Source organism: Klebsiella sp. MISC125 (assembly GCF_051131775.1).
Taxonomy (GTDB): Bacteria; Pseudomonadota; Gammaproteobacteria; order Enterobacterales; family Enterobacteriaceae; genus Klebsiella.
Genome location: NZ_CP180448.1, coordinates 3,412,045 through 3,426,148 on the forward strand (window position 1 = coordinate 3,412,045; position 14,104 = coordinate 3,426,148).

A 14,104-nucleotide genomic window follows, 5' to 3' on the forward strand; every position below is an offset into this window, starting at 1 on the left:
TAACCGACCAATAAAAACCATTCTCAGGAACGGACGGCAGCAAAAAAATTTTTGGATGACAATAAAGGCATATAACGGGCGGATAATACGACATTAATATTGACGTGTATAATTTTTATTTTATATACTTTCAGTGAAAGTATTCACTATAATTATCATCATTTCATTCGTATTATTTGTTTTAGATTTTACTTATATCGTAACAATTGATACTTACCATATATTAATTCGCTCCTTTAGCATGAGTTCACTTCCCTTGAGGAAGCTAAAACAAAAACAGCTAAAGGATTGTCTAAATGAAAAGAAAAGTACTGGCCCTCGTTATCCCGGCATTATTAGCTGCTGGCGCTGCTCATTCCGCTGAGATTTATAATAAAGACGGAAATAAACTAGACCTCTATGGCAAGGTAGACGGTCTGCATTATTTCTCTGATGACTCTTCTAAAAATGGCGATCAGTCTTACGTTCGTCTTGGCTTCAAAGGCGAAACCCAGATTAACGATCAACTGACCGGTTACGGCCAGTGGGAATACAACGTCCAGGCGAACAACACCGAAGGGGCTGACAACCAGTCCTGGACCCGTCTGGCGTTTGCTGGTCTGAAATTCGCTAACTACGGTTCATTCGATTACGGCCGTAACTATGGCGTGCTGTACGACGTAGAAGGTTGGACCGATATGCTGCCAGAGTTCGGTGGCGACTCCTACTCTCAGGCTGACAACTTCATGGCTGGCCGCGCCAACGGCGTAGCAACCTACCGTAACAATGACTTCTTCGGTCTGGTTAACGGTCTGAACTTCGCCCTGCAGTATCAGGGTAAAAATGAAAACGCCGGTAGCGGCGAAGGCACCAACAACGGCGACCGCAGCGTGCGCAACGCGAATGGCGACGGCTTTGGTCTGTCTACTTCTTATGATTTCGGTATGGGTATTAGCGCCGCTGCCGCTTACACCTCTTCTGATCGTACCAACGATCAGATGACCCAGACCACTGCCGGAGGCGACAAAGCTGAAGCATGGACGACTGGCCTGAAATATGATGCCAACAACATCTATCTGGCAACCATGTATTCAGAAACTCGCAACATGACTCCGTACGGCAACGGTAACGGCGTCGCGAACAAAACGCAGAACTTTGAAGTGACCGCTCAGTATCAGTTCGACTTCGGTCTGCGCCCGGCAGTTTCTTTCCTGATGTCTAAAGGTAAAGACCTGAGCAATACCGATGGCGACAAAGACCTGGTGAAATATGCTGATATCGGCGCAACCTATTACTTCAACCGTAATATGTCTACCTACGTTGATTACAAAATCAACCTGCTGGACGAAGACGACAGCTTCTATTCTAACAGAGGCATCTCTACTGATGACGTTGTAGCATTGGGCCTGGTTTACCAGTTCTAATGTTAAGGCCCGCCGGTAACGGCGGGCTCCCTCCTTCTCTTACCCCTCCAACAGCCTCAGTCAAATCAAAACAATATATCTAATGCCTTAAAATAGTCGTTCGATGAATGATATATTGCTATCAAGAACTGCAGTAGCCGTAGAGGACGCCCGTTATGAATCATCAGCCCGTAAAATCTTCCCGAATCACCTCCATCGCCTACGACGAGTCCTCTGGCATTCTTGAAATACGCTTTCGCGATAACCAAACGCTGCAGTATATCGGTGTCCCGCCGCGTATTTACCGTAATTTCCTGCAAGTTGTTTCTAAAGGTCGTTTTTACGATGGCGTCATCAAAGGTAAATTTACCGAACGCCGCTGCACCTGATAGTAAAAGTGTGAGTGTGGTCAATGTACAATAATCGCCTGGATGGCCTACACTTTTAGTGGTTACTTAAACAGGAGGTTTTATGAACAGAATGATTCTTGTGCCCATCGATATTTCCGATACAGAATTAACTGACCGCGTTATCAAGCATGTTGAAGCAGAAGCCAGAATCGATGATGCCGAGGTGCATTTCCTGACCGTCATTCCCTCCCTGCCCTATTACGCTTCGCTGGGAATGGCCTACACCGCTGAGCTACCTGCGATGGATGACCTGAAAGCGGAATCTGAATCGCGGCTGAAGGAAATTGTGAGTAAGTTTAATATCCCGGAAGACCGCATCCATTTCCACATTACGGAAGGTTCGCCGAAGGATAAAATCCTCGCGATGGCGAAATCGCTACCCGCAGACCTGGTGATTATTTCATCGCATCGCCCGGATATTACTACCTATCTGCTGGGTTCTAACGCTGCCGCTGTCGTGCGCCACGCCGAGTGTTCGGTGCTGGTCGTGCGTTAACCCTCTTAGCCCGCCATCGTGCGGGCTTTTTGTCTTTATTCCGCACCCTAAGCCGTGAATTATCGTTATACCCGTCATACTTCAAGTTGCTTATGTGTTGGCTGCGGATTACTCGGCCCATCCATGGGCCTCGCCCTTACGGGCCGTCGCAAGCGACGTTCAAATCTGCTCCCGGCAGATTTGTCGCTCACCCCGGTCACATAGTTATCTATGCTCCCGGGGACTCACTCCCTTGCCGCCTTTAAGCAACTCGAATTATTTAGGGTATATATCGGCTGATATTATGACTATTTTTAACCTGCTATTAAATTTAGTAAGTTGTTACTTTCTCTTTTTGCTGTATAAAATCCCTCTCCCCACTGAGGGTTTGTTATACAACAATTATAGGGATGATATGAAAAAGTTAATGATGGTAGTTTTAGCCGCAGCCGCTATTTCTGGCTGCGCCCAGCAGAGCTTTACGGTAAATCCTGGCGTTACCGTTCAGCCTCAGCAGGTCACCACCCACCACTTCTTTGTTAGCGGAATTGGCCAGGCCAAACAAATCGACGCAGCTAAAGTGTGCGGCGGCGCGGACAAAGTCGTCCGTACCGAAGTTCAACAGACTTTTGTTAATGGCCTGCTGGGTTTCGTGACTCTGGGTATTTATACCCCGCGTGAAGCGCGCGTCTATTGCGCTAAATAATCGCCTGCGGCAGGGATCGCCTGATGCCTGCCGGTTTTACCTACGCCACAAAGCCCTGCTATATTTACTCCCGGCGGATTAAATTGCCTTAAATGTGCTGACATATTCCTCGCTAATCCGTACCATACACGCCACACTTTTTACTCATCATCATTCAGGTGTAGACGCGCTGGCGATGTTCATTTCGCCCTCAAGCCGCCCTGGCTTGCCGCCTTTCTACAACCTAAATGCAAATGAGTAGATGTTAGACCGAATTCATCGTTATCCTCAGCCAACCGCTGTCAGGGTACGTATGCCACACTATGAATTGAGCCACTATTAAATGCTGCAAAATCAAGAAATTAGCAAGAAAGAAAAATACAACATCGACAAGCTGCAAAAGCGCCTGCGTCGCAACGTCGGTGAGGCTATCGCCGATTTCAATATGATTGAGGAAGGCGACCGTATTATGGTCTGCCTTTCCGGTGGCAAAGACAGCTACACTATGCTGGAAATCCTGCGTAATCTGCAAAGAAGCGCGCCGATTTCCTTCTCGCTGGTCGCGGTAAACCTCGATCAAAAACAGCCGGGCTTCCCAGCGCATATCCTGCCGGAATATCTTGAGCAGTTGGGTGTTGAATACAAAATTGTTGAAGAGAACACCTACGGCATCGTTAAAGAAAAAATCCCGGAAGGCAAAACCACCTGCTCGCTGTGCTCTCGTCTGCGCCGCGGAATCCTCTATCGTACTGCCACGGAGCTGGGCGCGACCAAAATCGCCCTGGGCCACCACCGCGACGACATCTTACAAACGCTGTTCCTCAATATGTTCTACGGTGGGAAGATGAAAAGCATGCCGCCGAAGCTGATGAGCGATGATGGCAAGCATATCGTTATCCGCCCGCTGGCCTACTGCCGCGAAAAAGATATCGAGCGCTTCTCTCAGGCGAAAGAGTTCCCGATCATTCCGTGTAACCTGTGCGGTTCACAGCCTAACCTTCAGCGTCAGGTGATTGGTGATATGCTACGCGACTGGGATAAACGCTATCCGGGACGCATCGAAACGATGTTCAGCGCGATGCAAAACGTGGTGCCATCTCACCTCAGCGATACCAACCTTTTCGACTTTAAAGGGATTAACCACGGTTCGGCGGTAGTTGACGGCGGCGATCTGGCATTCGATCGCGAAGAGATCCCGATGCAGCCTGCGGGCTGGCAACCGGAAGAAGACGAAGCACAGCTCGATGAGCTGCGTCTGAACGTGGTGGAAGTTAAATAATGACGAGCGTCTCAGGCCACTGCCTGAGACGCGTTTTCAACGCTTATTTCAGCAGACGAACCCGGCAGGCTTTACCTTTGATTTTACCGTTTTGCAGTTGCTTAAACGCCTTATGCGCCACGCCCTGACGAACGGCAACGTAAACATGCGCCGGATGGACGTTGATTTTACCGATGTCCGCACCATCAAGACCGATATCACCCGTTAACGCTCCCAGCACATCGCCCGCGCGCATCTTGGCCTTTTTACCGCCATCAATACACAACGTCGCCATTTCCGCCTGTAGCGGCACAATGTTGCTATTTACCGGACCGTTCATCCAGTTCAGCTTTATTTGCAGCATTTCTGCGAGAATATTCGCGCGCTGCGCCTCTTCCGGCGCGCAGAGGCTGATTGCCAGACCACTTTCACCGGCACGGGCAGTACGACCAATACGATGCACGTGAACTTCCGGATCCCAGGCCAGTTCGTAGTTCACCACCAGCTCCAGCGACTTGATATCTAATCCGCGAGCGGCAACATCTGTCGCCACCAGTACACGCGAGCTGCCGTTGGCAAAACGCACCAGCGTCTGGTCACGATCGCGCTGTTCAAGATCGCCATGCAGCGACAATGCACTTTGTCCGGCAGCATTCAGGGAATCGCAAACGGCCTGACAATCTTTTTTAGTATTACAGAACACCACGCATGAGGCAGGCTGATGCTGACTCAGTAGCTTTTGCAGCAGCGCGATTTTACCGTGTTGCGAAGTTTCAAAGAACTGTTGTTCGATAGCCGGAATGGCATCAACGGCATCAATTTCAATGGTCTGCGGATTGTTCTGTACGCGACCGCTAATCGCCGCGATAGCTTGCGGCCAGGTGGCAGAAAACAGCAACGTCTGGCGCGAAGCCGGAGCAAAGCGGATCACTTCGTCAATGGCGTCGCTAAACCCCATATCCAGCATGCGGTCTGCCTCATCCATCACCAGCGTTTGCAGGGCATCCAGCGACACGGTGCCTTTTTGCAGGTGATCGAGTAAACGCCCCGGTGTGGCAACGATAATATGCGGCGAATGCTGTAGCGAATCACGCTGCGCGCCAAAAGGCTGCCCGCCGCACAAGGTTAAAATTTTAATGTTTGGCAGGAAGCGCGCCAGACGGCGCAGTTCACCTGCGACCTGATCCGCCAGTTCACGCGTCGGGCACAACACCAACGACTGCGTCAGGAACAGCGACGCATCAACGTGCTGGAGTAATCCGAGGCCAAATGCCGCCGTTTTACCGCTGCCGGTTTTCGCCTGCACGCGCACATCTTTACCGGCCAAAATCGCGGGCAAAGCCGCCGCCTGAACCGGAGTCATCGAGAGATATCCCAGTTCATTCAGGTTATCTAGCTGGGCGGCGGGCAAAACATTCAGAGTAGAAAAAGCGGTCACAATTATTTCTCGCATTACATTAAAGGGCGGACAATCTGCTGGCGCGTATCCTCGCAGATCTCCGCTCGCGATGCGACAATTTAATCGGTTCATCGTCAGGCGGAGGATCAGGTAACGGATGCGGTCGCGGTCTGGGATCGGGCACCGGAACCGGGTCGTTAGGTTCAGGTGAGATAGGTATTGAGTTCAGTGGCTGATAACGCATATTGACTCCCGGTTATGGGCGGGTACACCAATTAAGCGTAGAAGCTGACAAACAGAGCGCAAAAAAAAGCCGACTCATTAAAGTCGGCGTCGTACGAATCAATTGTGCTATGCAGTAATTCAAAAAAGGAAGTAAGACAATATGGAGCGCAACGCCCATCGCTTGACGTTGCATTCACCTGCGAGAGAGATATTGCCCTGAATGGGTAGGTGGTTTATTGATTTCGCTCAAACATTGCCGGGTTTTCACTATCATCATTATGAAAAAAGGCGATTCTTTACAGCCATTTACTACGATGCAACCACCATGTAACACCGCCAATGAGAACAACTAACATTATGCAAAAAATAGAAAAACCCATATGCCAGCTGTTGCCTGGAATGCCGCCGAGGTTGACGCCAAACAGCCCGGTTAAAAAGGTGCTGGGTAGAAAGACCATCGCCATCAGCGACATCGTGTAGGTTCTGCGCGATAGCGACTCCTGCATAATCTGCGCTATCTCATCGCTCATAATCGCCGTGCGAGCAATGCAGCTATCAATCTCATCAAGCCCGCGTCCCAGGCGCTCGGCAATATCCTGCATCCGCCGCCGCTGGTCATCGGTTAGCCACGGCAGACGTTCGCTGGCAAGCCTTGCATAGACATCCCGCTGCGGCGCCATATAGCGGCGCATGACGATAAGCTGTTTACGCAACAGCGCCAGAAAACCGCGCGGCGGCACCTGCTGATCCAGGAGGTCATCTTCCAGATCGATAATGCGGTCGTGAAGCTGCTCGATAAACTCGCTCGCATGATCGGTCAGAGCATCGCAAACGTCTACCAGCCAGCTGCCGCCGTCTGTCGGACCATTACCCTCTCGTAAATCGCCAAGCACATCGTCCAGCGCCAGGACTTTACGCTGCCGGGTCGAGACGATTAAACGCTCATCCATATAAAGGCGCATTGCCACCAGCTGGTCTGGCCGCTCATCGGTACTGCCGTTGATACAACGCAGCGTGATCAGCGCCCCATCACCAATCCGCGTGACCCGGGGACGAGTGCTCTCCCCGGATAGCGCATCACGTACGTTATTGGGCAGCAGCGGCGTTGAGGCCAGCCATTCCGCGCTATCAACATGGGTATAATTGAGATGCAGCCAGCAAGGATGCTCTTTATCGATGGTATCGCTGTCGGCCAGCGGTTTAACGCCGCCCTGCCCGTCGAATACCCATGCAAAAACGGCATCCGGCACGTTCAGTTCCGATCCCTTAATGGCGTCCACTGGACCTCCGTAAACTCATGCACATTTCCGTAGTCTAGCCTTACACTACGGTTACGCAAGAGTTAATCAAGGCATGCTGCTGAATTCGCTGGTAAAACGGAGGGGAGGAAAAAAGAACCCGCCGTCGGCGGGTTGTGGATGTGCTTTGCGATGCTGTGCCTAACCCGCGTTATAAGCCACCGCCAAAAAACAGGCTGGCGGGATGGCAGGCTAGCGGGAGCCGTTCATTTTTTCTCTTCTGCGTACTGACGAGCGTTATCGTGCAAATGGGTACACATGCTTTAATCCTCCATAGTCGTAAGCACAACAAAGATAGATGAGAATGTGTATTTTGCAAGTTTATACCCGTCATACTTCAAGTTGCTTGTGCGTTGGCTTTCCTCGCTCACCCCAGTCACTTACTTCAGTAAGCTCCTGGGGATTAATGAGAGGCTCCTGCCTCTCACCGGAGGCCAGTCTTTGACTGGTCAAATTCGTTCCCGACGAATTTGTCACTGCGTCGCCGCCTTCCTGCAACTCGAATTATTTTGGTTATATTCAACGCGTATGTCTAAACAATCTTTCATTTGCAAATATTTCAGCAGCAGCAAAAGGTCCAAATCATTGCGTAAATTGAATTTAGACATAATTATTCTTTTATGGGAGAAGACCGTCTTAGTGCAAAGCGCGAGTTTTCGCGCGATATCACTTACCGGCAGACCTTCATGTAATGCTGCGGCAACTTTTTTCTGCTGTGGGGAAAGTTTCCGATGACGACATTCACAACACCGCACATCAGGTTTATCCATCGATGGCGCTTGCATCAGCAGGTGAATCCGTTTTATTTTTGTCATAATTCGATTTATCTGTTCATCCTGCTGAATAAAGACCATATTCTGCAGACATAATGGCAAAGCCCCTCCCGGACGCATGAACCGCTTATCAACCAAACCGATAAGTAAACCCACCCGGCGATTCAATAATTCCGGGTGGCAAACAAACTCTTCTCCCCGGCACAAATTCAGCGCCATAATATCAGCATCAACGATGACCTCATTATCAACATCGTTTATTACGTGCATATTAAATAACACATCGGGAAAGAGACTTTCCATTAACTTACTAAACCCTACCCTAAAAAAGTAGTTATCATTTTTGATGAAAATATTCAATATCGTCACTTCGATCTCTAATTTATAGGTGATAGTATATCGAGCATCAACCAGACGATTGTTGTCACTGAAATAACAGCGACTGCCGTTTTACAAAAAAGCATACAGAAAAGCATGACAATCCTTTATTGCCAGGTAAACGTCGCAGTAACCACCGCACTAATTGTTCCAGGTGTAACGTTCCCTTGCGAACTAAATGCTCGGGCACGTAGATGGTAGCGATACTCATTATTGATAATAATGCCGCTGACTGTTTTATCTTTCCCTAACGGCTGGCCGTCCGCTGTTTGCAGCTGAATCGCTATATTGCCTGCGCTGCCAGCATTCTGGTAGAGATCATCCGGCCCGGCGCTATCGGCATTGCCGGATAACTGCATCGTGGCTTTTACCGTTCCCGCCGGGCAGCGTTCAATATTAAAATCAAAGAAGACCCAGTCTGTGGCTGAACCCGGCGTATACAGAGATGAGGACTGAACACCCTGAGCGCCCGTCAACGGGACGGTTCTTGCGATACTATCGCTGCTGATCTGGCAAGGTGCTGCAACAATCTTACCTTTGATATTCAACGCAACCGGATCGCCCCCGAAAGCTGTAGCGGAAATAAAGATCAGACCCGGGAGCAAATATTTTAACTTAGTTATCATTTCCCCTCCTACTGATAAGTCATATCCAGCGTTGCAGTGGTATTTGCCTCGCCTGCTTTCACCAGCGATTTAGTTTGGTAATAGCGCGCCATAATCGGGAAGCTTTCCAGCCCGCCAGGTGACTGTTTTAACATCAGTCGATTGTTTAACTGTATCGGGACATTGTTATAAAGCAGTTGCACTCCGACGCCATCTGCGACGTTATCTCCCCCCTGCCCGGTTAATGCCAATACGCTGGCATTAGCACTGGCATCAGGGTTTTGTACGCCTTTAAGCTCAACGTTAATATTGACACCCGGATTGCAGTTAAGCCCTAAATTCTGCGTGTCCGTATGTGAAGGTGTAAACCCAGCTGCAGAGCCAAATTCTGCGGCACTGACGGAACCCAGATCAAAATTCAATACCTGGCTCGAAATAGAGCAACTGAGCACATTTACTTGTGAGTTTGCATCCAATGATATTTTCGTAAAGTAACTTCCCGGAGTGCCAAACCAGGCCTGGGCAATTAATCCCGGCGTTAACAAACCAGGCGTTATATTTCCTGTTTTCACCAGCGACACCGTATAATAACCAAGATGAAAAACATAATTCGGCGTCACCGGAGGTAAACTAAAATCGCCGGGCATACCGTTAATTTTTATCCCTACGCCATCCAGATTTGTTTTATAGACCCCACTAATTGACGACTCGATACCAGACAAATACACCATAGAATAATTCCCTGGGCAAGATTCCCCGGTATCAGAAGTAATTCTAGCTTGCGCATAGCCCGGCGATACCGTTGAAGCAATAGTCGCCCCCGGAGGGGTATCACGCTGGACATTAACCGTACCAAAACCGACGGTATTTATCTGTGCAAGTAATACCTCACAAGTTACCGCCGGGCAGGTAAAAGCCGTAAAGCTTAATATAAAAATAATAAAGCGTATTAATTTATCCATAGAAATACTCATCGACTTCAGGCCAATATACCCGTCATACTTCAAGTTGCATGTGCGTTGGCTACGCGCGTTCACCCGAATCACTTACTTGAGTAAGCTCATCGGGACTCTCTTGCTTGCCGCCTGCCTGAAACTCGAACTATTTAGGGTATAAAACTTAATGACAGGTAAACTCTGCCATGCTGATTCCGCTGACGCTACTCTCTCCAGCCAATGAATAATTCACCCGGCAGCACTGCGAATTATCTTGTCCCCAGACAACAATTAACTCACCTTGCGGCGGCAATCCCGTCAGATAAACCTGCCCTCCTTCATCAAGGATGGCGCTACGCCCCTCATTTCCTTTGAGGCTGACCAGCGCGCCAAATGGCACGGGCTGCTGGTTAATTTGTTTGAGCGTCAACAATGCCCGCATTCCCACGTTGGCAACATAGTCTGCTCGCACCACCGCGCCACGCGTCGGAATGACGGTTTTATTAGTAATATCCAGATCAACGTTATCCGGTAACGTAGCAGTATTCAGACCAATATCATTCTTACGGTAAGGTGAAACGTTATTTGTCACGGTATATCCGCGAAAATCCGTTTTCGCACCATTCTGATTATTAACCCCCACGCCAGTTGCGCCCGGGGCTTTCACCAGGACATTCGTTTCGCCCAACGGTTGCGATAGCGTGACACCATCAGCATGAGCCAGGATGCCTCCCGCCAGACCATAATTCAGCCGTTCACTGTTTTGGTCGTAACTGAACCCCGTCGTCACTTCGCTGTAGGTTCCCCGATAGTCAGCGTTTGCGCTGCCGTTGTAACCGACATCATCAGTACCATAGCCCTGCTGAACGCTCCAGTTCAGCGCGTTTCCTTCCAGAGCCATGCCATTTATTCCGACGGTGTGCGTTGTTCCGCCATTCTTACTGGTATTGAGGGCATAATTTGCCCAGGCGCTGCTGGCAAAGCGCTGTAACGGTATGCTGATGTTGAGTGAAATAATCTGCTCTGAACTCTGCGAGTCCTGGGTTCGCCCGCCAGAGGTTCCACCATTTTTGCTCCACGTCCAGTTAATTCCATAGCTAATCCCTTGCCAGGAGTTGTTATAACCAGCGCTAACCGAAGAGGCGGAACGGTTGGTGCGCCAGTAATCTTCGCGCACCGCGCTCATCATAAATGAACCGGCACGTTCGCCCAGCGCCTGGCTCAGCGTCACTTCCATTCTATTGCGCCGCTGTTCACGCAGCGCATTGCTATTGCCCCAGGAATCCAGAACCTCCTGCATGCCGTAATAACCACCGGTGGAGTAGCGATAGCCCGCAATCGCGAAGTTGGTCCCGGTTGCCACGATATTTTTGCTATAGCGCATTCGCCACGACTGACCGGATTGCTTTTCTTGCCCTTGAGGATGCGACCAGGCCTGCGTCACATCGCTGGATATCGCCCCGACCTCTCCGAGATTCTTCCCTAGTCCGCCGGCAATAGACTGATATTTCGATGACTCCTGTAAGCCGCCATAGATCGTTAATCCGCCAGCCAGCCCCAAAATTCCCGTCATCTGGCCAAAAGGTGTTTTATCGACTTGGCTATCATAAGAACGGTACTGCCCGGCGGTAAGAGCATATTTGATTCGTCCTTCGCGCTGTAATAACGGCAGCGAAGCATAGGGAACGGTAAAATTCTGCTCGCTGCCATCAGCTTCTTTAATTGTGACATTCAGATCGCCAGAGCCGCCGGTGGAATACATATCACTAATTTCAAACGCGCCCGGTGCAACATAGTTTTGATAAATAACGTAGCTATTTTGACGAATAATCACCTGCGCGTGAGTCCTCGCAATCCCGCGGACCACCGGCGCATAGCCGCTCATCGACTCCGGCAGCATGTCATCATCGGAAGCTAACTGGCCACCACGAAACGGCATGCTATCGAAAATATCGGCGGGTGCCGTACTATCACCCAGCGTTAGCTGCGCTTTTAACGCAATAATATTACGCTGCGCATAACTATAAACCGTGTCCCACTTATTCGTTCCCTGGCTGTCTCGATTCCAGGTCGTATAGTTACGCAGGCGCCATGGGCCAACATTAATACCGGGACGCAAATTGGCATATTGATTGTTGCTGTTTTTATCCTGATTGCGCGCCCAATTGTTAGCTCCGCTGAACATATAGTTCAGCATGACGGCATTAATTCCTTCATCCCAGAGTTCCGGAGAAACATAACCTCGGGCTACCGGTGATAGCGCCGCTTGTGGAACACTTAACCGTAGTTTTTGCGTATTAAATAGAAACTCAGAACTGGCCTGCGGTATTGCAGAGAGATTTGCACACTCTCCTTTTCCTGACAAAGCGGGGAATTGTGCCGTTTTCACACCATAGCTCCGCAGCTGTTCAACCGTCAGGCAGGGTTCAAGCACCACCTCCCCGCCTCCGTCTTTGACGGTATAAAACACAATATCCCGAGTATCAACCTGACTATCATTAATAATCACATCAACATGATAGGTACCCGGTGCCTGAGCGCCGCTTTCAAACGCCGAAAGATCGGCCCCTTTCATCGCGGGATTATCAATTTCAAGAAGTGCCGAGTTAAAGAAATCACGGCCCTGCGCACTATTCCACATTGATGACGATACCAGCGAGATCCAAACCGCCATGAATGAAGGATAATATATAGATATTTGCTTCAGTGCTTTCATTAGCATTAACTCCCTTGCGATAGCTTTTATCATTTTTATTTCCGCTATCGTCTGATCATTTTATTTATAACCTGGCGACATGCGTCACTCCAATTCCGCCATAGTCATTAATAATTTTGAATTCAACCTGTGTCGAGGTTCCGCCGGAGGGCAACCTGTACGAACTGGTTGAACCAGGTGCGACAAATGTCACATCATCAATTTTTGACGCCCCCACTTTTATTTCATTAAAATTCATATAGTAAGGCGTTGAATTGGTCACCAGAATGCGATCACCCGTTCTTTGCCATTTCAATTTATCCGCCTGTTCTTCCGGGCCTGATTTATTTAGAGCGGAGGGACGATAAATGAGTTTTATTCTTGTTTTGACAGCCACCTGTAAAGTGTTATCCCGAGGTGCGACAGACGGAATAGACTTAATATTCAGCCAGAACATAGATTCTTTATCCTGCGCTAAATTTCCGGTCAGTACGATGCGCATAACGTTTTGCTGTTTTTTATCCAGCCGATACAACGGTGGCGTAATAATAAAAGGCGCTTTACCTCCACTGGTGGATGGCGGCTCTATCCAGGATTGGATCAGATAGGGTAAATCGTCAGGGTTCGTAATACTTAATGATGCCTCTTTTTTATCACCCGCGTAAATGACGCGCGTCCCGCCGATAATCACCCCTGCGTAAGATATTGAGGTGATAGTTGCCATTAACAGCGTGCTCATCATGACGCCAGTAAAAAACTTCATTGAATACTCCGGACAGTAAGGGCCGAATATCGGCCCCGTTTGACGCTAAAGAATTAGTTATAGTTAACGGTAAAGTTAGCTACTGCGTTAGCCGTACCGGCGGTAACAACCGCCTGAGTTGCCTGGTAGGACGCATAGAAATCGAGGTTGTTATCAGCCGTTGTGACCAGCGGATAGCTATAGCTATTGACCTGGTTCAGGCCCTGCAGGCTTTTATCCGCTGTCATCAATTTGACGGCGACCCCCGTTGCCGCGGCAGCCCCCTGAGTCACAGCCAACAAATCACTATTGCTTAAGTCATTCGCGCCATCGAATTTCACTTTCGCCGAGCTAACGGAAGCTGGGCAGTTGATTAATTTAATCGTGAACTTCGTTGAATCAGACTCATCTCCTGTACTCTGGAAAGAAGTCCGGGCTACGCGACCAAGGTCAACGGTCATCGTGTTGCCACTGCCGATATCAACAGTACAGGCCTGGTCAATAATTTCACCGGTGAAGTTGATTGTACCGTCAGCAGCATAAACGTTTACTGCGGACAAAGCGGCGCTAACGGCGAATGCGGCGATCATTATTTTATTATTCATTGTGATACTCCTTACTTGGTTAAGTATATTCCTGTGAATAAAACATTAGATGTATGTCTCATCAGTTCATATTTCACAGAAATTCCATTACTTCATCATATTAGTATGTAAATAGTCATTATGTCGGAGGTAACGCATGAGAATATGCTTACCATAAAAAACATTAAACAGGAGATATCAACCCGTAATGAATCAATATTAAAAAACCCAACATCATTACTACTGCTTTAAATATTGAT

Annotated in this window: 14 protein-coding genes; 5 read left to right on the forward strand and 9 right to left on the reverse strand. The window is 49.0% G+C overall.

Annotated features, from left to right (window positions below):
• The first annotated feature begins 296 nt into the window (after nucleotides 1-296).
• The 5 genes from ompC to ttcA all read left to right on the forward strand — a co-directional run bounded on the left by ompC (nucleotide 297) and on the right by ttcA (nucleotide 4,231).
• Entirely contained in the window at nucleotides 297-1,403 is a 1,107-nt protein-coding gene (ompC, locus tag ACMYSL_RS16195; protein ID WP_434659077.1) for a porin OmpC, read from the forward strand.
• A 155-nt stretch (nucleotides 1,404-1,558) separates the two neighbouring features.
• Complete coding sequence (locus ACMYSL_RS16200) at nucleotides 1,559-1,771, forward strand: KTSC domain-containing protein (protein WP_434659078.1); 213 nt, start codon at nucleotides 1,559-1,561, stop codon at nucleotides 1,769-1,771.
• An 82-nt stretch (nucleotides 1,772-1,853) separates the two neighbouring features.
• The gene (gene uspF / locus ACMYSL_RS16205; protein ID WP_110273437.1) at nucleotides 1,854-2,288 is read left to right on the forward strand and encodes a universal stress protein UspF; all 435 of its coding nucleotides are present in this window, start codon (nucleotides 1,854-1,856) and stop codon (nucleotides 2,286-2,288) included.
• Nucleotides 2,289-2,682: 394 nt separating this feature from the next.
• The gene (locus tag ACMYSL_RS16210; RefSeq protein ID WP_304258601.1) at nucleotides 2,683-2,973 is read left to right on the forward strand and encodes a Bor family protein; all 291 of its coding nucleotides are present in this window, start codon (nucleotides 2,683-2,685) and stop codon (nucleotides 2,971-2,973) included.
• A gap of 322 nt (nucleotides 2,974-3,295) precedes the next feature.
• Complete coding sequence (gene ttcA / locus ACMYSL_RS16215) at nucleotides 3,296-4,231, forward strand: tRNA 2-thiocytidine(32) synthetase TtcA (protein ID WP_434659079.1); 936 nt, start codon at nucleotides 3,296-3,298, stop codon at nucleotides 4,229-4,231.
• Nucleotides 4,232-4,274: 43 nt separating this feature from the next.
• On the opposite strand, the gene dbpA is transcribed toward ttcA, so the two are convergent.
• The 9 genes from dbpA to ACMYSL_RS16260 form a co-directional block, all read right to left on the reverse strand.
• Complete coding sequence (gene dbpA / locus ACMYSL_RS16220; RefSeq protein WP_434659080.1) at nucleotides 4,275-5,648, reverse strand: ATP-dependent RNA helicase DbpA; 1,374 nt, start codon at nucleotides 5,646-5,648, stop codon at nucleotides 4,275-4,277.
• A gap of 19 nt (nucleotides 5,649-5,667) precedes the next feature.
• The gene (gene ynaL / locus ACMYSL_RS16225; protein ID WP_275944523.1) at nucleotides 5,668-5,853 is read right to left on the reverse strand and encodes a proline-rich small protein YnaL; all 186 of its coding nucleotides are present in this window, start codon (nucleotides 5,851-5,853) and stop codon (nucleotides 5,668-5,670) included.
• 277 nt (nucleotides 5,854-6,130) lie between these two features.
• Nucleotides 6,131-7,114 carry a zinc transporter ZntB gene (zntB, locus tag ACMYSL_RS16230; protein WP_110273443.1) on the reverse strand — a complete coding sequence of 328 codons (984 nt, stop codon included), beginning with the start codon at nucleotides 7,112-7,114 and terminating at the stop codon, nucleotides 6,131-6,133.
• Nucleotides 7,115-7,605: 491 nt separating this feature from the next.
• Nucleotides 7,606-8,208: a helix-turn-helix transcriptional regulator gene (locus ACMYSL_RS16235; RefSeq protein ID WP_434659081.1), complete on the reverse strand. Its 603-nt coding sequence runs from the start codon at nucleotides 8,206-8,208 to the stop codon at nucleotides 7,606-7,608.
• A gap of 182 nt (nucleotides 8,209-8,390) precedes the next feature.
• A complete protein-coding gene (locus tag ACMYSL_RS16240; protein ID WP_142514275.1) occupies nucleotides 8,391-8,909 on the reverse strand; it encodes a fimbrial protein in 519 nt (172 codons plus the stop codon).
• Nucleotides 8,910-8,917: 8 nt separating this feature from the next.
• Entirely contained in the window at nucleotides 8,918-9,850 is a 933-nt protein-coding gene (locus tag ACMYSL_RS16245) for a fimbrial protein (protein WP_434659082.1), read from the reverse strand.
• A gap of 157 nt (nucleotides 9,851-10,007) precedes the next feature.
• Nucleotides 10,008-12,539 (reverse strand): fimbria/pilus outer membrane usher protein, encoded by a 2,532-nt coding sequence (locus tag ACMYSL_RS16250; RefSeq protein WP_434659083.1) that lies wholly within the window; start codon nucleotides 12,537-12,539, stop codon nucleotides 10,008-10,010.
• A 64-nt stretch (nucleotides 12,540-12,603) separates the two neighbouring features.
• Nucleotides 12,604-13,281 carry a fimbrial biogenesis chaperone gene (locus tag ACMYSL_RS16255; RefSeq protein ID WP_434659084.1) on the reverse strand — a complete coding sequence of 226 codons (678 nt, stop codon included), beginning with the start codon at nucleotides 13,279-13,281 and terminating at the stop codon, nucleotides 12,604-12,606.
• 53 nt (nucleotides 13,282-13,334) lie between these two features.
• A complete protein-coding gene (locus ACMYSL_RS16260; protein WP_182238218.1) occupies nucleotides 13,335-13,865 on the reverse strand; it encodes a fimbrial protein in 531 nt (176 codons plus the stop codon).
• Nucleotides 13,866-14,104: the final 239 nt, after the last annotated feature.

Bases quoted from the DNA above. Each gene is read 5' to 3' on its own strand.
- ynaL (WP_275944523.1), bottom strand. From the start codon at position 5,853: ATGCGTTATCAGCCACTGAACTCAATACCTATCTCACCTGAACCTAAC.
- ACMYSL_RS16245 (WP_434659082.1), bottom strand. From the start codon at position 9,850: ATGGATAAATTAATACGCTTTATTATTTTTATATTAAGCTTTACGGCT.
- uspF (WP_110273437.1), top strand. From the start codon at position 1,854: ATGAACAGAATGATTCTTGTGCCCATCGATATTTCCGATACAGAATTA.
- ACMYSL_RS16240 (WP_142514275.1), bottom strand. From the start codon at position 8,909: ATGATAACTAAGTTAAAATATTTGCTCCCGGGTCTGATCTTTATTTCC.
- ACMYSL_RS16210 (WP_304258601.1), top strand. From the start codon at position 2,683: ATGAAAAAGTTAATGATGGTAGTTTTAGCCGCAGCCGCTATTTCTGGC.
- ACMYSL_RS16235 (WP_434659081.1), bottom strand. From the start codon at position 8,208: ATGGAAAGTCTCTTTCCCGATGTGTTATTTAATATGCACGTAATAAAC.
- ACMYSL_RS16200 (WP_434659078.1), top strand. From the start codon at position 1,559: ATGAATCATCAGCCCGTAAAATCTTCCCGAATCACCTCCATCGCCTAC.
- ompC (WP_434659077.1), top strand. From the start codon at position 297: ATGAAAAGAAAAGTACTGGCCCTCGTTATCCCGGCATTATTAGCTGCT.
- ttcA (WP_434659079.1), top strand. From the start codon at position 3,296: ATGCTGCAAAATCAAGAAATTAGCAAGAAAGAAAAATACAACATCGAC.
- ACMYSL_RS16260 (WP_182238218.1), bottom strand. From the start codon at position 13,865: ATGAATAATAAAATAATGATCGCCGCATTCGCCGTTAGCGCCGCTTTG.
- ACMYSL_RS16255 (WP_434659084.1), bottom strand. From the start codon at position 13,281: ATGAAGTTTTTTACTGGCGTCATGATGAGCACGCTGTTAATGGCAACT.
- ACMYSL_RS16250 (WP_434659083.1), bottom strand. From the start codon at position 12,539: ATGAAAGCACTGAAGCAAATATCTATATATTATCCTTCATTCATGGCG.